The following is a 19,548-nucleotide window of genomic DNA, read 5'->3' as shown; positions in this document are numbered from 1 at the left end:
AGTCCCCCGCGACGCATCGGAAGAGCAGCAGCAGCGCGAGAGGGCTCTCGGGCATGTGCGCTGTCATGACTGGTCTCGGTCGAGGATGTCGAGGGGGACGCGGTTGCGGTGGCTGATTTCCCACCGGCCGGCTTCGAGGTCGGCGAGGAGGTTGCGGCATTGCTCGTCGGTGCTCACGTCCACGCTCTGCGCGATGACGTTGACAGGGCCGCGGATTCCGCCCCGCCAGTCGATGACCGTGTAGACGAACTCACCTTGGGTGGCGAAGTCGCGGTGGCGGGTGCAGATGACGAAGTGCTCCGAGATTGCGCGGACGGTGTAGGGGCGGCGGGGTTCGAGACCGAAGCGGATCCGGTCACCGGCATCGAGTGGGATCGGGGTAGTGGGTGATCCTGTGGCGTTCATCAATGTCACCGCGCACCCCCGTCGGCGGACGGTCCTTCGAAGAACGGGGTCCGCTGATTGTCGGCGAGGGTATCCCGGTCGATGTGGCCGCGGCCCAACCTCTCTGGGCGGTGCCCGACGTGGAAACCGACGTGACCGGCATGGTGTCGGTGGGGGCAGGGGTAGATCGCCAGGCCGTGGCGTTTTTCGTGGTGGATGCGGGCCGCGCGGGCGGCCCTGCGGGTAAAGTAGGTGCGTTTGCCGCCGCAGTGCGGACAGGTCACCCAGCAGGATGCCGGACGGTGCGTTCGAGGGGCCACTTTTCTGTGCTCCTATTCGACTGGGAGATATAGGTTCTCGGTCCGAATGTCAACGCCGGGGCGATGACCTGAACTGCGTCGTTTCTTTACCCGGGCCAGTCGTCCCTCGGCACAGCCACCGCTCTGACTTGCCAGGTGTCGGTTCCGTGGTCGAAGGTGAAGTTCGGATGACGTCGGCCGTGAGAAGATGAAGCCCGGAAGGTTTTCCTACCGGGACGCGCTTGGATTGTCAGGCGGCGCGGGTGATCTGCAGGTTCAGCCAATCCGAAACCCACTGAATGGCGTTGCGGCCGGCGTTGTCGACGACCAGGTTCTGGTAGCTCTGGTGTGCCCCGGAGGCGAAGAAGCTGGCCGCGCTCAGGCCCTCGCCGACGACCGCGGCGAGATCCTCGGCCCCCTGCGAGCGCGCCATCGTCGACACCGACCCCGCGAGTCCTGCGAGGTCGAGGGTCTGCGCCTGCGCGGTGATCGCGTTGCCCACAGGATTGGTCTGCTTGCCGAGCAGCGCGGGGTCGGCCTTGCTGACTTTGCCGGTGACCATGTTCGCGGCCACCGAGGCGAGGTCGAGGCCGAGTGGGAGCAACGCTGCCGTCTGCGCCGCAGCACCGACCGGGTCGGGTAGCACCCCGGGCGGGGGAAAGAGCCTGTCCGCGGCGGCCCACGCAATTTCCTGCGCCTGGCCGGCGATGTTGGCCAGCTTGATCACGTCGACGTTGCCGAGGATGCTGGTGACCAACGCCGCGATCTGGGTGTAACCGGACGGGTCCGGGATGATCGCGAGGATCTGGGAGACCCACTTCAAGTCGACACCGGCGACCATCTTCACCAGCGGCTCGAACTGCACGTTCAGCTCTCGGGCGGTATCGCGGGCGGCGCGGACATCGCCGGCGGCAATTCTTTGCGGAAGCACGATCAGGTTGTGCAGGATCGCTGGTATATCGAGGGCAGTGACGCCGGTGACGACGTTCAGGGCCTGGTCGACGACGACTTTCGGTTTGAGGACCGACAGCACGCTCGACGCGGAGGAGAGGGCCTCTGCCGGGGTGGCGGCGACGGGTGCGATCTGGCTACCAAGTGATGCGGCGGTGCCCGCGAGTTGAGAGATTTCGGGTGCGGTGGCAGGCAGTGTGGTGGCGCCATTATTGGCGAGTTTGGCTGCGGTGTTCGCGATCGTGGCCGCCGAGTCGAGGGCACCGGACAGGTTCGCGTGGCTGGCTGTGGTGAGGACTTGTGCGGCCGCGTTTTCCGGTGTGCCCACTGGAGCTGCGGCCAGCCGCGCGGTGGCGGCGGTGTTCGCGGCCCCGGACTGCAGCAGGTCGACCAGTGGGCTGAGCGTCTTACTCAGTGAGGTCGCGGAGTCGGCGATCTGGTTCACATCGATCGAGCCGCCGGTGTCGCTGGCGGACAGTTGCCTTCCGAGCGCGTCGACATTCGATCCGAGACCGGGCAGGTCGGCGTCGGTGAAATCCGAGGTCAGCGCGTGGGCGACCGCCGCGTTACCTCCACCGGCACCGGCGCCGGTGTTGCCGGGGGTTTTCGACAGGATCGACCCGAGCGATCCGAGGAACGGGTTGGCGCCCTTGCGGATCGAGCAGTACAGGTCGTTCGGATCGCAGATCGAGGCGACCCGTCCCGACAGTGTGCCCATGCCCTGCGACCGGGGACCGGCGATCCCCTCCCCGGAGGTCTTCGGCCCGACCGGTGCGGCGCCCTTCGTGCCGGCACCGGGATCGGCGATCAGTGCCACACCGAGGACCTGGTCCGCATCGACCGGCCCTTGATCGTTTCCGATCGCCGACGCGAGATCGCCTGCAGCGTCTGCCCCCTGGGAGTAGCCGGTGATCGTGATCTTCGCGCCCCGGCATTTGTCGGCGTAGTTGCTCAGCACGGCGGCGGCCTTGCTGACCGCGTCGGTCTTGCTGTCGGCGTAGGTGTGGCCGTTGTCGAACGCGGACGCCATGTATGGCAGCGTGTATGTCTGTGCGCGGGCACCGTTCTGTGCCTCGATTGCCTCCGCGACGGGGGCGAGCATGCCTACGGGCTGGTTCGGGTCGGCGTTCTCGTTGGTTTCCCATGTGCCGGGGATGAGCAGGTTGAATGTCGACGCGCAGGTGGTCGGGGCGGCGTTGGCGATCGCGGGTGCGGTAAGAGCGACGCCGACGACGACGGTCGCAGTGGCGATCAGTGCGACCGTGCGACGGGTTCTCGAACCTCTGGCGGGCATTGGCACCTCGATTACCGGAAGGGACACTGCTGCCTACCTTCACCCATTTCGGTGTTTCCCCTCAACGGGGTGTCGGGGTGCCCTCGCTCCTTTTTAGGGCGTTGACCGGCGAGGATGGGCCGGAGTCGGTGTTTTCACGTGCGATGGAACAAGGGCCACCCGACCCGTGCCGCGGCGGGCTGGTGGGGGGTGGTTCCCAGGTGTTTTAGATCCAGTCGATGTGGACGGAGTCGATGTGGTCGAAGTGGAATCCGAATTGGTCGCTGTACTTGTCGAAGCCTTTGTTTTCGGGGTAGTCGAGGGTGGCGTGCCGCTCGAGGAGTGCAACGACGCGGGCGTGGTCGTCGTTGGCCAGTGCGGCGGCCAGTTCGCGGGACTCTTCGCTGGTGAACGGTGTGTCGGAGTTCGCGAAGTCCAGGGTGCGGATGCGGTAGTCGTAGCCCTCGTCGGCGCCGTTGCGGACCATGACGCCGCCCTTGACGCGAATGACCGCCTTTTTGGGTGTTCCGTCCGGACGCAACACCCCGGCGCGTTTCATGATGTCCTGCGCCTTCACGGTTTTGAGTTTCTTGCTGGCGTCGGCCCGCAACTCGCTCGTTTCCCCGGACCGGTACCGGGAGACGGCGGAGCGAGACCGGCCGATCTTGGTGGCCACGGCGTCGATGCCGCCGAGGCGTTCGATCGCGGCACGGCGTTGGGCTCGCTCGAGAACATCCGCATGCGGGATCCGGCCTTGCTGCGCCCACCGGCGCAACGTGCGCGCGGATGGGGGTGTGCGGCCGGCATCGATCGCGGCCTGCCGCAGGCCCTCGTTGCCGAGTTCCTTCCGCAGCTGTTTGACGGAGACCTTGCTGGTCAGTCCGGCCAGCCCCCCGCTCTTGACCTGTTTTGATTTTTCGACGCCGCTGGTCGCGGCGTTGGCGACGGAGACCTTGAGTCCGTCGAGGCCGACCGCCTCCTGCGCGGGTTTCTTGGTGCGCGGCTTCGGGAGATGCAGGGCCATCAGAGCACCCCCTCCCCTTCGTCGTCGGTGTCCTCGTTGTCGGCGAAGGCGGCCTTGATCGCGAGGTTCACCTCGTGGACGTCCTGGGCCGATGTGAAGGCGGATAGGATTGTGTCGGTGAGGATCACGTCCTTTTCGACCGACATCTTCCCCAGCGCCTCGCTCGGGTCGGCGATGTCCTCGCCGCCTGAGAGGAGGTATACCCAGGAGTCGGTGACGGTGCGGACCGGCCAGCGGCCGTGTTCGCGGGCAATCCGCATCGCCACCCGGCGGCCGCGCCACCGGCAGTGCGCGATGATCGCCGCCCGCCACACAGGCTGGTGGTGATGTTGCATCTGCTTGGCAGTCCACATGTCCGGGTTGACCATCCGCCCGATGTAACCCTTGTAGCAGGTGCCGAGGAACCGCTTCGCCGCTTCGTCGTCGGTGTCCACCGCGACCTTGCGGGCCTCACGCAGAATTTTCGCCCACTTGTCCAGCGCCCGGCCCTGCTGCGGGTAGACCCACGCCTCGGCGATGTCGAGGTCGTCGAGATCGGCGCCGATTCCTCCGTCCGCCACCGGTGAGCACAGTCCGTCGAGGCTGACCGTGCTCACCCAGGTCTGCACCGGCTGGTCGGCGAGCATGTGCGGATGCGGCAACGGGAGTTTCGCGGGCAGCGACAGTGTCTGCCCGGGCGGCAGGGTGATCCGCCACAGCCCGAACGGGGCACCCTTCTCCCCCACCGCCGCGGCGGCGGCATTGTGACCGGTCAGGTGCTGGGGTTGCCCGTAGCCGAATTCGAGCATGCCCGCGGAGGCGAGGTAGGCGGCGCGTTGGTCGATCGACACCAACCGGCTCGTCCCGTCCACATCCTGCGCGTCGGGGACGCGGGTCCAGCCGACGGCGGGTTCGAGATCTCCCCGCGGCGGGCCGTCCAGGGGTGGGACCGAACCGGGTGTGGTGACGACGATGCCTTTGCCGCTGCGGGTGCGTTCCCGCTTGATTTTGTCGACGAGGGCGGCGCCGGTGCGCGCGGGCGTTGGTCCCGGGAGCACCCCGAGGTGCTGGGCGCACCAGGCCAACCGCCGACCGAGTTCACGTGCTGCCGGGAGGTCGTCGTCCGGGAGATACGTTCCGGCCGTCGGTGAGCCGAGGATGCCCATGTCACCGACCCGGTTGTGCCAACCGAAGTCCTTGTTCCAGTACGTCCACACGTACGGTTCGATCACCACATCGACCATCGAGGTGAAGTTCCCGATCGAGCGGGACAGGTGCACAACGTGCCCGGGATCGCCGCGCAACTCCCAGCCCGCGTTCAGCATCGGTGTCAGGGTGGCGTGCAGGACGGCGGTCAGTTCCTGGGCGGCGCGGTTGCGCAGGGCCTCCATGTCGTCGACATCGTCTTCGCTGCCCGGGTCGATGATCCACCCGAGCAACTCGCACGCGCCCTGTCCGACGACCCAGATCTGCGCGGGGGCGCCCAACGGTGTCAGCGAGGCCCAGCGGATCAGTTTGTCCAGCTTCTCGACCGAATCGACCGGACCGGTCAACTCCCGCCCGGACGGTGTGTAGGTCCCGTCGGCGGTCACGATCAACGCATGGCCATCGGCTTCCTCTCCGGCGGGCAGCGCCTCCCACACCGGCGGATCCGCCGCGCCGTTGCCAGCCTCTTCGTTGTCAGCCTCTTCGCTGCCAGCCGTGTCGCTTTCAGCCGCGTCGTCGTGCACTTCGTCGCCGTCGACCGCAGCGTTGTCCACTTCTTCGCTGTCCGTCTCGGGTGTCGGCGGGGACGGGGCTTCGGCGGGGTCGGCGGCTTCGGCCACATCCGACCGCTCGGGCGATGCAGCGTGGGCGGCAGCGGCCGGCTCAGAATCCGCATGATCGGCTTCGACGAAGACATCAGCATCGACGGAGACAGCGTCGTCGTCGGGAAGAACGTCATCGTCGGGAAGAACGTCATCGTCAGGGAGAACGTCATCGGTGGAATCGGGAGACGTCGTCAGGGTTGTCTCGGGCAGTGCGAACAGGGGTATCTGTTCCCACGGACTGCTCATGACTCCTGCTCGGTGATCCGGCCGTCGTGATCGGCCGGCGGGACGCGGTAGCGGTCGAAGAACTCCTGCAGGGCCACGTCCACGACATTGGTCACCGTGGATTGGCGATCGTTCACCAGCCAGTTCAACCGGGCCTCCGTCGAGGCCAGGACCCGGGTATTGAGCGGAACCTTCGTCGGGCCCTTCCGTGGTTCCAGCTTCGCCGTCAATTCCGGACTCGGCGTTCCCGCACCACCGACGTCGCCCGCACCGGACGCGCGTTTCGCCGCTCCTACGGCTGCTCGTCCGGCCCCGGTCGGGCGGCGGCGGGTGCCGCCGTCGGAATTTCCTGCCTTCGCCATTCCCACCCACTCGTGTTCGGTGTGCCGCCCGTGTACGTGCGCGGACCTCACCCTACCCACTACGCGCCTTGTTGCCGGTATTTTCGTTGGCATGTTTGCGTGCAGAGTTACGCCCAGACTGTGACCGGGTGCTACCCCCCGCCGAGTGCATCGACGCCGCTGGTGGCGACCTCGCCGGAGACACTGCCCGGGCGGTGTCCCCGCCGGAAACCGTTAGGACTCGACCACTGCGGAGTCGTTATTCCACCAGCGTGATCGGCACCCCGGGGGTGATGAACAGGTGATGCCGGGCGCCGTCATAGGTGAGGGTCATCGCCACTCCCAGGGTGTGTCCCTCGGCGAACCGTGCGAGCAGCTCGCGGGTGGCCTCGAACCTGGTCTGGCTGATGCCGTAGGTGACACCACCCAAAGATGAGGCTGGGCACCCTACCCTCCTTCTACTCGGCGGTGGATCGTTGCCGAAAGTCTCGCGCACACCGACTCCTCCACGAGGACGGACACACTGGAGCGGCCCGACGAAGAAGGTATCTGCTGGGGCGGGGCTACCAGCGGTGGACAACGGTCGGGTTCGACTCGTCGCTGCCCCGAATCGCGATCGGAGTCGCCGGCGTGATCAGCAGGCGAACCGTCGAGTTCTGGCTGACGAACCCGACGAATCCACCGTTGCCGTTGTCTTCGAAGAGGCCCCGGATGTCGTCCTCGAGGCCGTGGGCGGCGGCCGCATCGGCGAGCGGGTAACGGACCCCGTCGTAGATCGCTTCGTAACTCATGATCCTTCTCCCGCCGGTCTCGTCTCGTGGTGCTCACAAGAGTACGAGCGCCGAGCCGACGGTCGTGGCCGCCGCCGACGCCGACACGTTGTCCGCAACCGAGATTCGACCGGATCGCTGCACCCCCCCGGCGACTGCGGTCAACCCGCCCACGCGCCACCGTCGACCTCGCCAGGAGCACTCGACCGGCGGTGACCCCTTTAGCTTCTTTTAGCGTTGCCAGGGACCGCCACCCGGCACAAGGCCTGGCCGGTTACCGTCTGTCGGTATGGGGACCACCTTCCACGGACCGAGCCCGTGGCCACACATCACCCGCGCCATCCGCACCCGCGGCGCCCGGTACGCCGCGATCGGCTACCTCGGACAGGACGCACCCGCGCTGCTCCCGCTGCGCGCCGGGGACGTCCTGGTCGTCAACGCCTCCAAGGCCGCTATCCGTGCGCACGCCACCTCCCCCGCCGCCCTCGCGTACTACCTGAACAGGGGGGTGCGGGTGCTGTCCTCGCCGACCCTGCACGCCAAGGTGATCGTCACCAACGCCCGGGCGGTGATCGGGTCGGCGAACGCGTCGGAGAACTCCACCCTCGCCGACGACGCTGTGGTCATCACCGACGACCCCGACATCATCGCCTCCGTGCGGAAGTTCATCAACGGCCTCGATGAAATCACCGAGGTCGATCAGGTGTTCCTCGACGACGCGATCCTGGAGTGGGAGATCGGCCGCGCGGTTCCACTGCCCGGGGTCACCGGCAGGGTTCGCATCGAGACAGATTTCCTGCCGACGCCGGTGACTCGGATGTTCGTCAAACACGCCGTCGACTATGAACCCACCCGCACCGAACAACAGGTCCTCGACGAACTGCGGGGCCGCCATCACAGCCGCGGCGGCCCGGCGGCGAAGTACCAGCTCGAATCGCTTCGCCTCGACAGGCCCAGCGGCGTGAAACGGGGCGACGTGATCATCCTCGCGGATGACGAGTGGATCTACGCGCCGGCGGTCGTGGTGTCCGACCCGATGAAGATCCCGCGGTCCGGTGGAGCGGTTCTGTACTTCCTGCGCCTGCGCACCGGCCTGTCCCCACTCGTCCTTTCCGATGCTGAGAAGGCGCTGACCGATCTGGGGCACCCGGGCTCACGGCTGCGGACCGACCACTACGTCCGCTCCCCCGGCCTTAGGTCCGCGTTGCTGGGGTTGTGGGACCTCTGATCGTCAGCGAGCCTGTGTCAGTGTGAGAGTGCGGCCGCAGAACCGACGAGCCCGACTGTTGAAACACTAGACGGCACTAGATACCGCGACACTGCTGCGCGCCGCTCGAACGGTGCTGATGCGGTGCTGCCAGCATCACCCTGGGTAGTACTACCTTCCACATCTCGTCGACCCGTTGTTCGAGGTCGGCCCGGTGAGCCAACAATCGAGGGACAGTCTGTAAACACGATGGGTGCGTTCCGTTGCGCAATACGCAACCTACAATCGCAATGCTAGCTAGCGTAGCGGAGTTAGCTATCTCCGCCTTGCTGTCACGGTCGCGGCGCTTTCCGGAGCACAATTCGTGACGTTGCCATTTACGCGGCAGCCATCCGGCCGCCGGTGAAGAAAACAGACAACCGTCCAGGCCCGGGCATTTACGTCACAGTGATGAAATTCTGTCCGATCTCCCCTGCCACCAGCGCCGCGTGAGATGGGTTCGCCAACCGTTCCGCAACTGATCGATACCCACCCATCCAAAGCGTCGGACCGCGCACTGACACCCCGCGGCACCGTCGAACGACTCAAGCGGCCGCGAAGGCATTTGCCGAGACCGGGCTCAACCAGCTCGTGACCTTAATGTGCCGCGCCGACGGCGCTGACGTCCGAAACAACATTGGCCCGAGGGGCGATGTGGAACCGGATCTACTCGCCCACTTCGAGATCGAGTGGCTGGATGGGTGTGCCTGCGGCGGATGTCAGCGTCACCAGGTACCCCGAGGAGACCGCAACTACAACTCGACGGATATACGTTGCTGCACCGTGCGGGCGTGTTGTTGCTTCGCGGTGATGGCGGCCTCGATACGGCAGCGCAGGTTTTCGTCGCTGAGGTGTGGATTGTCGAACCCGGCCACCACCGCCAGCTCTGTTCCGATACGGATGTGGGCAGTCTTATTGACCACCGACCCGTCGTCGCGGCGCGCCAGCTCGCGCCCAGTGGCGATGACCTGAGTCATGGCGTCAACGCGATTGGACGCTTCCCCCGCGCGCACCGATGTCCGCTGAGTCTCCAGATCCCAAAACGATACGAACCATTCCACAACCGCTCCCTCATCCACTCTTCTTAGGTGAACTGTGTAAATCACCAGCGTCCAACTTGCAACGCGGCGCTCGCCCACCTGCAATGCGCAAATGATCGCCGACGTTGTTGCGTCCGCTTAGCGGCCCACACGTCCGGTTGTCCGTTGCATCCGAATCGAACATTGCGTTGCCAATCTCGCACTGTCGGCGTTGCGCTGCAACTCCATCTGGTTGGTCTGCAACGTCGGGCCGTGTTGCGGTCAGAGGCGCTGGGGGTTGCGGCGGTTCGGGATTCCCTGGGTGTGGGGTGTGCTTCGTTCTGTTGGTCGGTCGTCTCCCGCGGAGAGCAGGGACTGGCGGTCGCCGCCTTGCCGGGGCGTGTGATCAGGGTGTCCCGACCAATGTGTACTGCGGATCGAGCGTTGCCGCATTGCGTCCGTCCGCAATCTCCTCGAGTTCCGGCAACGGGGGCGTCCGGAACCCGGCGTCGACCGCGCGTTGCGCAACCTTGTCGAACCGGCGCATTGCGGTGCTTGCGGCCTTGGCCCGCGTGAGCGTGGCGATTTCCGCGTAGCTGTGCTGTTCGATGATTCGCAGTCGGGCCGTCTCTTTCACTACAGGCTCGAAGTCGGCGCACGCGTCGATGAAGTCGAGGAGGTTCTCGATGGTCTGGGCCTCGTCCGGCAACACGAATGGCTCTTGCGAGTCCTCCGGCGCATTGCCGACCATCAGTGCATCGGCATTGCGCTTGTCCAGTGCGCTGGGCGCAACGTGCTCCTCGGTGAGGGTCGCAACATAGGTGAGGTCATCTGGGTTCGCCTCGGTTGGTTGCGCGGCATCCGCAACGACAGTGGAACCCTCAGGCCCGGCCGCGGCGCTCTCACGGCTGTCGTCGGGCGCCGAGGAGTCGTCTGCCGTTGCAGCGTCAGCGGCCTGCGCAACGGCCTGAGCAATGCGCGGCGCAACGTTGGGGTCCTGTGCAACTTTGCGGTCCTGCGCAACGGCCTGAGCAATGCGCGGCGCAACGTTGGGGTCCTGTGCAACTTTGCGGTCCTGCGCAACGGCCTGAGCAATGTGCGACGCAACGTTCGGGTCTTGTGCAACGTCGGAGTCCCGTGCAACGTCGGGGTCCGGCGCAACGTCGGGGTCCGGCGCAATGCTCGGAGCAACGAGGGCCGCAATATGGCCGACGTTCCGTTCGGACGCCGGCATCGACTCGGCCGCCATCCTCGGGTAGTCGGTCGTAGTGCCCTCACCGTCCTGCTGTTCGCGGTCGCGGGTGTCTCGGACGACCGCGGTGTACTCGGTGTGGGCGGTGCCGATGGCTTTGATGAGGATTCCGACGCCGTGGGTGAAAGCCAAGACCAGAAGTGGCGGAATGACTGCAATGAGGGAGGCGCCGGTTGGAGTCAGTGGGGTGTATCCCAGGTCGATGCCAGCTGCAGCACTCCGTGCGGCGGCTTCCCCGGCGCGGTAGGCGTGGTAGGCGTTGCCGAAGACGCTGATGAAGACGACGACCACTGCGAGCCAGAGGAAGAAGTGCTTGCCCGTTGCGCTGCCGTTGATTTTGCTTAGCGCAACGATGGCGATCGTTGCGCCGAGGATTGCGCCGTCGACGATGGCGGGGAAGATCCAGGTGAGGTAGTGCGGGATTCCGGCTTGCAATGCGAGGTCGCGTTGCACGGCGAACGAGAGGACGAACGCTCCGGTGGTGATGCCGACCGCAATGGCGATCGCAACGATTAGGGCGGCAATGAGGGCGCGGAGCTGGATTCGTGCTGCTCGGATACTAAGGTCGTTCATGATCGGGGTTTCCTTCCACGGGGTCCCGGTCCACGAGGCCCCCGCCGGCGCAATCGGCGGGGGCCTCCTTGTGTTGGTGCGGCCAGTGTTTTTCGGTGGGCGTACCTCGAACCACGAGCGTCCACCTAGCACCGATAGCTAGCGTCGCTATTGGCGCTAGCAGCCATTCTTGGTCAGGTACTCGATAAGCGCGGCGTCAGTGACCGACGAAATGGTGATGCTCCGATCCCCGGTCTCGTAGCGCAACTTGTCCACACCGCGCGTCAGGCGCGCCTTCGTCGAGGGCCGCAACCGTACGTTGTGTTGTTCGCTGAGCTTCTCGACAGGCGATGCCGCCTCAGGTGCAGGAGACAGGACCGGCGTGACGGGCACGTCGGCGACACGTCTGATAGTCGATTCGGTCGGAAGTTGCGTCGGCTGCTCGTCGACGGCGGCCGCGGTGGGGTCTTTGACGACCCGCGGGCGTTCAGGAAGATCTGCGGCAGGGTGCGCCGGCCTGCGGATAGCGGGTTCACGTTGGACGCTCATACGGTCGCTCCTGCGGTCTTGATGGGTAGTTCGTTGAGAAGGTCGGTGTAGGCGAGCTGCAATGACAGCGATTTTCCGCCTGTGAATTTGTGGATTGGGGTGCGCGCGCTGTGTGCGTCCTGCCGCGTGGCGTATTCCGGGATGGTGGTGCGCGCGACGAGGTCGCCGTAGACCTCGCGTAGTTCGCTCTCCCGGAATCGGTGTTCGCCTGTCCCCCGCTGTCGGCTGAGGACGATCTTGTCGATAGCCAGGTTCGGGTTGGGGCGTCGCTGGACGTTCTCGACGGTTTCGAAGAGCTTGGTGACGCCTTGGACGCTGTCGATGGTGGGCTCGGTCACTGCAATGACCCCGTCCACTGCACAGAAAACGGCGAAGAGGAGTTTGCCGAGCGACGGTGGGCAGTCGAAGAGGACTGCGTCGTAGGCGGAGAGGTCGAGGCCCTCGAAGGCGATGTCGAGGCGGAAGATGAGGTCGTTGGCACCATCCGACTCGATGTTCGCGAGCGTCTGGTCGGCCGGGATCAGATCGACGCCGTCCCATGGGGTGGCGATGACGGCGTCGATCGCCGTGCCTGACGCGCTTCGGCTCATCAGGTCGTAGGTTGTCAGCATCTCGTCGGTGATGGTGACGCCTACGCCGTTGGTGGCGTTGCCCTGGGGGTCGACGTCGACAATGAGGACGTGTCCGCCGGCGTTGCTTATTGCGCTCGCGAGACCGAGGGTCGTGGCGGTCTTGCCCACTCCCCCTTTCTGATTGCAGATCGCGCATTTGCGTGTCATGACTTGGTTTCCGTTCCGTCGAGGCCAGGAGACTTCCAGATGCGCGCGATGAGCGTTAGTGCAACTCCGCACGCTCGCGTAGGAAGCATAGCCAGGCTTGGCTGCTGATCTAGCTCGACACGCCGAGCAACGCTAGCGTTCTTTGCTAGGTGAGCTAGCGTTCATAGTGCAACTAGCGTCTCTAGTTTGGCTTCCGTAGCGATCGACGCTGCAGACGCAGACATAGCTATGGCCTCGACGGTTGCGATCGTATCTACGGTGTCTGTAATCGCATTGCTCGCAACACTTACTGCACTAGTTTTCATAGCGACGTTAGGTACGACTGCGCCTATAGCAATGACAGCAACGATCGATAGTTGAACTTCCCTAGCAAGCATCGCACTCGTAGTTTTGTTCACACTCATAGCTTCGCAAGCAACCCTACGGCCCCTAGACTGCGTTGCTAGCCTAGAAAGGCGAGTCAGCCTAGACGTGCGAGCGTCTCTAGAAAACGGCGCTACTGTAGCGCTCATACGGCGTCTAGCTCACGTAGATATCGTTGCTGGCATCTCTCTGATAGCCACGATTGCGAGAATTGCTGCGCTACAACGATTAGTTGTGATCGTATCCCTAGCAGGAATATCTGCGATATGAAGGCTAGAGACCATAGCCTGGATAGTTGCGCTTCCCTTCCTGCTATCAAAGTAGATCCCGCTAATGCTACAGGAGCTAGCATTGATATTTCAGCAGGTCAGGGGGTCGCCGCCCCAAATATGCACGAGGCGCCGTCACGCGAAACGCATCCCTCCAGCCAGATCGCATCTGCCTAGGCGCGGCGGAACCCAGCGAAACGGAGCAGGCCAGGATTCTGGCTTTCACAGTTCGACATGCTGCCCGAGCGGATCTCGCCCCGGATCAACCGAGCACGATTCTCGGGCTAGCCGCGCTCCGCTAGCTAGTATAGCGTCCTTATCTCTGTGAGCGAGAACTGCTATTTCCGCCAGCGGCCTTAGTGCAACGGTCGCTTCACTGCTAGCTACTACTTCACTCCTAGCAGGAGTAGGCGGGCGAGCAATCAACGCTCGCCTAGCAAGGCAAAATAGCTGGAATAGCGTTACTAATCTATCTAGCGTCTCTATCGACGCTAGGTAGCCTTACTAGCATCGCACTGTGGGGTTACATCGCTTTCCCAACGAGCGCACATTCGCTGGGCCGCGGCAGGCCGTGTGAATCGGGTGTGCACAGAGCCGACGGTTCAGGGCAATAGTCGGTGGGCGAGTTGTTCGGCGTTGAGTTGCCGAATGGCGTCATCGACGGCGTGGCGGTCGGTGAGGTCGACGCCTCGCTCGGCAAGCGCCGCGGCCACCTGTTTGGCGGGGCCCCATGCAGTTTCGTCGTCGAACGCGTCATGGAACTCGGGTAGGAAGGTGTCGACAGCATCAACGACGAGGCTGATCCACTGGCGGTCGATCCCCTGTTGGGTCAGCGCGAAGGTCAGCCATCGGCGCAACACGAAGGGCAGTGCGTTGCGTTGGTCGGCGTCGAGGACTGCTTTGCGGGGAAGCCAATCTGTAAGCAGCAGCATCACCTCGCCCGGACTCCAGCGCAGCGCCCCGGCGCCGATGTAGCCGTCGCCATAGTCCAGGAACAGCTCGGCCAGCGACCGGCTCACCTCGTCGTCGCTTCCGATGTCGGTGAGGAAGTCCTCGACCAGTTGGCGGCGCCTTTGCTCGGGAAGTCCGGTGTGTTCGGGCCATTCTGGCAGGTAGTCCCGGCAGCGGGACCATGCCAGCGCCCTGTGATCGCAAAAGTCCTCGTCGGTGGTGCGGGGCCAGGTCATGTCGGTGAGGCGCAACGCGTGCGCGAGATCGGCGAGCACCTCGGCGACCGGGACCGACTGGAGCGGCATCGGTGCTTCATCGGGCTCGCGCAGCTGGTCCCAGGCGGTGGCTGCGCCGGGATTCAGGAGAGCGAGCTTGTCGATCATCAGCCCGCCGACCTGATAGATATTTGCCATCAATGTGTGTGGGTGCGGTCCGTCGTAGTCAATGAACAGGACCCGTTCGCTGTCGTACACGTCGACCGCGCGCCACGCCGCGGTCGGGGTCCAGGCCTCGATAGTGTGCCAGGTCGGCAGTGGTTGGGTTTCGGCCAAGATGTCGAGGGTGTCGGTCAGCATGACTGTGTCGGACGCGGGTGCGACCCGCGCAAGCGCGTCGACCGCGGCCAGCGAGTGCGGGGACGGTGTGGAGCATGCTCGGCCGGTGACCTGCATGCACAGTTGATGCTCGGGTTCGTGTTCGGTCACTGCCGCCGACCACGCCTTGCCGAGCCAGCCGCTGGCCCAGGTCTCCGCGGTGAGCACATCGTCGATTTCAAGGAGTTGCCGAGCGTCGCGCAGCAGAAGATCGGCGGGGTGGAGCTGCCGGGGAGCACGGCGAACGGGTCGGCTTTTGCCGCCCTTGCGGCGGCCACGGCTCTTGGGCATGACCGCAGTCCACCACAGACACCGGCCAAGGCGCTATCACGACGCGCCGTCTGGTCGGATTCAGGCGACGTCCGTATCTGACCCTCAGTTACCAGCAACCGTAGATAGCCGGGACATCAATGCTCGCCTAACTATTCGCAATAGCTAGGATCACCTGGCTCTGCTAGCTCGCATTGCTAGCAGAGCCAGGTCAGGTTACTTAGCTGCCGAACAGCATGGAAGGACGCTGTGCCCGGTGACGGCGACCGCTGGGGTCGCGCCGTTGAAAAGTCTTCATCAACGAACACGGGGTGGACCGACGGCTGTGCGAGAGGGTCGACTTCGATGGCCAGGCATACGAGGCCGTCTCGGAACTGCTGGTGGGCAGGTGGTGCGGTGTGAGAGCTGCGTCTGCCCACGCTCAGGCATCATGTGTCCCTCATGGTGACGTTCTTGCGAGCTGGACCGCGAACCACGACTGCGGTTTCCACGACTGCGTGTGCCTCATCGGAAAGGGCGAGAATCGCGTGATCTTTAGCCTGGACCGTGGCCTCGTCGTAGGCGTGGACAACGACATTGTCGTCGGCCCACACAGAGGAGCGGTCGCATGCTCTGATGAATGCGCGATTGTGAGCTACGACCCGGCACTGATCGAAGGCAGTAACCGTTGCGTGGGTATACGCCCAAAGATGAACGTGTCCTGTGACTTCCACGGTAGCTGCGTCAGTGGCGACGATGTGCGCGGTCGCGGGTAGTGGTGAGTCGAGATGAATCCGTGCTTGTGATCCAGCGGTAAAACGCAAGGTCCATTCGTCGCCGGCCGTCGCGAAGGTGTGGTTGTCGAGTTCGATTAGCTGACCTGCAGTGTCAACCACGACTGTGCGGGCGCCGTTGCGGAGACGCTCGCGGATCGAGTCTGCGTTGCGGCTGATGCGCGGATGCGCCTGGACTCGACTGACATCGACCCGCGGGTGGCGTCGGGTCGATCGGGACACGGTGTTCTTACTTACGAGCGCACTCCGTTCTGTGCAAGTCGGCCACGGTGATTCTCGCAGGATATGGCCCATACACGGTAGCGAGTGGGATGTCGCTCGGCGCGGTGTTTATTGTCCGCGGCCGGTCCGACCAGCGTTCCGTGTGTATGGTGCACCGAGGATCGATGAGCATCGTTAGGCTGTCCGCTTTTGGGGCGCCAGGGTGGCGCGGATCTGTTCCATGAATGCCTTTTGGCGCTCAGGCGAGGCCGTTGCGCGACGAGCTCGCTCGCGTTCGGCGTCACGTGCAGCCCGCAGCTGTGCGCTGCGCGCGGCCTCTGTGGCGCGTTGCTCACTGGGGGAGGGGCCTGACCAGTCGATTCTGGACAAACGCCAGGTCAGATATCCGATTGGCGAGCGCACCGCGTTTGGCCAGAGCTCACCTCGCGACACTGTGTCAGCGGTCAAAGCTTGGGCGATATCCCGTCCTGTCCAGCGGGTGGTGTCGATTCCTGAACGCTCGATGACGTCGCACACGGCTCCGATGTGGCCGCTGGGGGCGATGACTGGAGCTGCAGCGACCAGCGCGGAGGCGGCTCGTTGGAGATTCATCGGGCGCGGGTCTGTCTGATTCGAGGATGAGGTTTGGTTCTCGCGCGCGCACGCGCGTTTGGTGATTACTTCTCTACAAGAGATCCCCTTCGGGGAAAAACCACTCAAAGATAGGGGGTCACGGTCGCGGGCTTGGGGATTGGGATTCGAACCCCTTGTGGCGGTGTGGCGAGCGTGCTCCGCCGGGCGGTATGTCCTGCCGTGGGAGCGGCCGCGCTTCTTTGGTTGTGGGGGAGCGGGGGTGGCTGCGACGAGGTCAGGTGGGGAGGACAGAGCCCATACGCTGGCAGCGCGGTGCTGACGCCCACCATGGTGGACTTCTGCGGCTTGGAATTCCCGCGTAGTCAGGGTGCGGCCCCGTACCAGCTCGAAGCCCAGGTGTAGTGCTTTCAGCACGCGGCGACCTCGTTTGACCACCGCCTCGGACACACCTGCTCGGGCGGCGAGGTTCTGGACTGTGGCAGTAACGCGGCGCCCAGTTTTCGAGTCGGCTGACGACGCGTGCGCGGCAGCGACGGCGACCATACTTTCGACGCCGATCCTGTGTCGGGCGGCTGCGGCGCGGCCGTCGGCGGTCTTGGTGATTGCGTACCGGACCTGTCGCGTCCATCCGTCGCGGCTTGTCCAGATCGGGATGCTTGCTTCTTGGCCGGGCTTGACGGGCAGCGTCCAGGATTTTCCGCGCTGATCGGTGTCCGTGTTGAGTCGTCGCAGCTCGTCAATCCACGGGGTCTGAAGTGGATGCGTGTCCGGTTGCGTGGTTTGGGAAATCGGCGAGTTGTGTGATTTATCCCACGACACGCCGAGATCGGAGTGTTGAACCGTGGAAAAGGCGTCAAGGCATGGTTTATCCTCAGACGTACCTAGCACAGGTAGTCCCTTCGGGGAATGCAGTACCGAGTTGAAGAGGCTGCTAACTTCTTCTACTCACCTCAGGGAATGACCGTCCTGCCAGACGATCGCCCTAGACGGGGAGGACCTGCCAGTCCTCCCATCGGGATTCATTGGATAAACCCACCCCCGCCGGGGGTCCCTTTGGCTTGTACCGCCGCTCTTGAATTAGCTATCGAGGAAGTTCCGATCCGCTATTCGCCAGGCCCACCGCCTTCCTCAGTTGGAAGGGCCGGTGCGCTCCCAAGCAGCACCGGAAGTCGCAGATCAGAACCCGCAGATTCCGTCGCGTAATGGGCGCCCTGGTAAGCCAACACAGAGGTAGCGCCGCGCCGTCGAAAGGGTCTCGACTGTGCGGGAGTGCAGCAGTCAGTGTGTGGTCTTGCTGAGACAGACACGTGACCGAATAGAAGTTCGCAGACAAAGCAGACTTGCGGACGTGCGTTATCATTGAGAAAGCACCGCCTCTTCCTTTCGAGGTAGTGGTGGTCAGGGAGCTGGCAAGGTCCCGAAATTTCATAAACGGACAACCCCCGATGCCGCCAAGCCCTGGGGGTTGTTTCGTGTTTAGGTGTCGTTCATGCGCCCATCGCCAACTGCTCGATCTGGTGCAACGACCCTGAAGCCTCGACTTCGAGTAGCCGGAGCTGTTCAGGTCGAAGTTTCTCGCTGATGTAATCCGGGATGTCCAGTCCGTGCGTAATGGCGAGGATAAGCACGGAGTAGTCGCCAGCAGGGATGCCGAGTTCGGCTGCCCGACTCTCGTAAACCTTGTGGTGTCTGAGGGGTGCGCGAGTAGCGATCTGACCGCGGGGCCCCTTGTTGTGCTGTGCCATGAGGAAACCCTAGATCGAACCTGTAACCGATACGGGTAACCGGCGCTCTTCGGTGTGTCGCATGTGACTGAAGTGGTCATCGAGGGTGACTGCCTTTCGTCTATTCGGCGTATCAGGACTGAACGGACTTGGCCGCGGGTTTCAGCGACCCCGCTTCCAGTGAGGGCGCGACAAAATTGGGTGATCGGGACCGATCCGCCCTGCTCTGAAGCGCGCTGAATCTGTACTGCTACGCGGGATGTCGGCGGAGAAGTAAACGGGCGAGCGAAGCGACCTCACGGATCTGCTCAACGGAAGCCGTCTCAGGGTTCGTCACGACCAAGTCGATGACATCGGTGAGCCTCTCTCGGGCGCCCACACTCAGAGTCGGCGGCGCCTCAGCCGAGATCACCAGAGGACCCACGCTGTCCGCAACGATCATGGCGCAGATGACATCCTGTATCGGGCCGAGGTCCCACTGGCGCCCGTGAAAGTCGACAGCACTAACGGTGGTCATGGCTGCGACTCCTGTCGCCGAACCCTGACGACGAGCCTCCCAGGCGTCGATAGTTCGAGGGCATTCTGCGCTCGCGTCGAACAGACGAAACCCGAGCGGACCGTCATGCCGCCCCGTCCTCGAAGAGCGCGAGCTGCCGCGCCGGAGCCGGAGTAGCAGCAGGGGTCGGGATTGGGGCCCGGGGCTTCTGCTGCTTCTTCTTCGTCCGCCCCCGTGCAACTGCGAACGCATCGACCCCAGCGGCTTCGACCTCGCGGCCCGTGACGGTGAACAGCCTTCCAGCCATGATCTGCTCGCGGACCTTCACACCGGTAGCGAGCCTGTCCTCCAGTTGCGTCTCACACTGCGCGAGCAGCGGGCACACCGAGCAGGCCGCCATCGCACGCTTCCACGCCGCGGCCTTTGTACTGGTGACGGTCCAACCGGAGCCCTTACCTGCGCACAGCCCCTGACCTGTGCGGGGCTGAGTCACGGGCGTCTGGCCGCGGGTCTCGAGTTCGGCGGCGATCCGCCGCGACGTCGGGCATAGACGCACCTGACCGGAGTAAACGAACCCGCACCGCCGGCACCGGCCCTCGCCGGTGTGCTCGCGCGCCATCGCGCGGAGTCGACCGGTCGTGTAGTGGCCAAGAGACAGGTCCTGGGGTCGGACGGCGCCCGTGGACAGCTCGCGCAGAGCGCCAGCGACGGGCGGGCACAACGGGAGATCGGGGGTGTAGACGAACCCGCAGGCCGTGCACGACGTGTGGTCATGGTTTGAACGATGCTTGGCCAGGATCTCGCGGAGAGGGCCGTTGGTCACGCGATCGTGCCCGTCGACCTTCTCCCGACCAGCATGA

At 64.5% G+C, this 19,548-nt stretch carries 17 protein-coding genes; 1 reads left to right on the top strand and 16 read right to left on the bottom strand.

Going from position 1 to position 19,548, the window contains the following annotated elements; all coding sequences use genetic code 11:
• Positions 1 to 63: 63 nt before the first annotated feature.
• From JWS14_RS46870 to JWS14_RS46840, 7 genes are all read right to left on the bottom strand, one after another.
• On the bottom strand, positions 64 to 405 hold the full coding sequence (locus tag JWS14_RS46870) for a hypothetical protein (protein WP_241031876.1): 342 nt from the start codon (positions 403 to 405) through the stop codon (positions 64 to 66).
• A 528-nt stretch (positions 406 to 933) separates the two neighbouring features.
• The gene (locus JWS14_RS46865) at positions 934 to 2,928 is read right to left on the bottom strand and encodes a cutinase family protein (RefSeq protein ID WP_206017036.1); all 1,995 of its coding nucleotides are present in this window, start codon (positions 2,926 to 2,928) and stop codon (positions 934 to 936) included.
• A gap of 205 nt (positions 2,929 to 3,133) precedes the next feature.
• Positions 3,134 to 3,931 carry a hypothetical protein gene (locus tag JWS14_RS46860; RefSeq protein WP_206017035.1) on the bottom strand — a complete coding sequence of 266 codons (798 nt, stop codon included), beginning with the start codon at positions 3,929 to 3,931 and terminating at the stop codon, positions 3,134 to 3,136.
• Positions 3,931 to 5,967, bottom strand: a complete 2,037-nt coding sequence (locus JWS14_RS46855; protein WP_206017034.1) for a hypothetical protein — start codon at positions 5,965 to 5,967, stop codon at positions 3,931 to 3,933. The genes JWS14_RS46860 and JWS14_RS46855 overlap by 1 nt, the downstream gene beginning before the upstream one ends.
• Positions 5,964 to 6,308: a hypothetical protein gene (locus JWS14_RS46850; protein ID WP_206017033.1), complete on the bottom strand. Its 345-nt coding sequence runs from the start codon at positions 6,306 to 6,308 to the stop codon at positions 5,964 to 5,966. Before JWS14_RS46850 ends, JWS14_RS46855 begins: the two co-directional genes overlap by 4 nt.
• Before the next feature lie 238 nt (positions 6,309 to 6,546).
• On the bottom strand, positions 6,547 to 6,717 hold the full coding sequence (locus tag JWS14_RS46845) for a hypothetical protein (RefSeq protein WP_206017032.1): 171 nt from the start codon (positions 6,715 to 6,717) through the stop codon (positions 6,547 to 6,549).
• Positions 6,718 to 6,850: 133 nt separating this feature from the next.
• Complete coding sequence (locus JWS14_RS46840; protein WP_206017031.1) at positions 6,851 to 7,078, bottom strand: hypothetical protein; 228 nt, start codon at positions 7,076 to 7,078, stop codon at positions 6,851 to 6,853.
• A gap of 268 nt (positions 7,079 to 7,346) precedes the next feature.
• Here JWS14_RS46840 and JWS14_RS46835 point away from each other — a divergent pair, with 268 nt between their 5' ends.
• Entirely contained in the window at positions 7,347 to 8,285 is a 939-nt protein-coding gene (locus JWS14_RS46835; RefSeq protein ID WP_206017030.1) for a phospholipase D family protein, read from the top strand.
• Between the two features lie 770 nt (positions 8,286 to 9,055).
• Here the strand turns inward: JWS14_RS46835 and JWS14_RS46830 are convergent.
• From JWS14_RS46830 to JWS14_RS46790, 9 genes are all read right to left on the bottom strand, one after another.
• Positions 9,056 to 9,364, bottom strand: coding sequence for a hypothetical protein (locus tag JWS14_RS46830; RefSeq protein ID WP_206017029.1), 309 nt, complete (start codon positions 9,362 to 9,364; stop codon positions 9,056 to 9,058).
• Between the two features lie 364 nt (positions 9,365 to 9,728).
• A complete protein-coding gene (locus JWS14_RS46825) occupies positions 9,729 to 11,147 on the bottom strand; it encodes a DUF2637 domain-containing protein (protein ID WP_206017028.1) in 1,419 nt (472 codons plus the stop codon).
• Positions 11,148 to 11,303: 156 nt separating this feature from the next.
• Positions 11,304 to 11,675, bottom strand: a complete 372-nt coding sequence (locus JWS14_RS46820) for a hypothetical protein (protein ID WP_061043254.1) — start codon at positions 11,673 to 11,675, stop codon at positions 11,304 to 11,306.
• Positions 11,672 to 12,454 carry a ParA family protein gene (locus tag JWS14_RS46815; protein WP_061043255.1) on the bottom strand — a complete coding sequence of 261 codons (783 nt, stop codon included), beginning with the start codon at positions 12,452 to 12,454 and terminating at the stop codon, positions 11,672 to 11,674. The genes JWS14_RS46820 and JWS14_RS46815 overlap by 4 nt, the downstream gene beginning before the upstream one ends.
• Positions 12,455 to 13,688: 1,234 nt before the next feature.
• Complete coding sequence (locus JWS14_RS46810; protein WP_206017027.1) at positions 13,689 to 14,921, bottom strand: hypothetical protein; 1,233 nt, start codon at positions 14,919 to 14,921, stop codon at positions 13,689 to 13,691.
• 407 nt (positions 14,922 to 15,328) lie between these two features.
• Positions 15,329 to 15,895, bottom strand: coding sequence for a hypothetical protein (locus tag JWS14_RS46805; protein WP_241031875.1), 567 nt, complete (start codon positions 15,893 to 15,895; stop codon positions 15,329 to 15,331).
• Between the two features lie 2,060 nt (positions 15,896 to 17,955).
• Complete coding sequence (locus JWS14_RS46800) at positions 17,956 to 18,213, bottom strand: hypothetical protein (RefSeq protein WP_043827435.1); 258 nt, start codon at positions 18,211 to 18,213, stop codon at positions 17,956 to 17,958.
• A 229-nt stretch (positions 18,214 to 18,442) separates the two neighbouring features.
• Positions 18,443 to 18,709 (bottom strand): hypothetical protein, encoded by a 267-nt coding sequence (locus tag JWS14_RS46795; protein ID WP_206017025.1) that lies wholly within the window; start codon positions 18,707 to 18,709, stop codon positions 18,443 to 18,445.
• Positions 18,710 to 18,812: 103 nt separating this feature from the next.
• The gene (locus tag JWS14_RS46790; RefSeq protein ID WP_206017024.1) at positions 18,813 to 19,307 is read right to left on the bottom strand and encodes a hypothetical protein; all 495 of its coding nucleotides are present in this window, start codon (positions 19,305 to 19,307) and stop codon (positions 18,813 to 18,815) included.
• Between the last annotated feature and the right edge of the window lie 241 nt (positions 19,308 to 19,548).

Origin of the sequence: Rhodococcus koreensis, from assembly GCF_017068375.1 — a bacterium.
GTDB classification, from domain to species: domain Bacteria; phylum Actinomycetota; class Actinomycetes; order Mycobacteriales; family Mycobacteriaceae; genus Rhodococcus_F; species Rhodococcus_F koreensis.
Note: the sequence above shows the minus strand (reverse complement) of the source record. Positions and strands in the feature narration are given on the sequence as shown.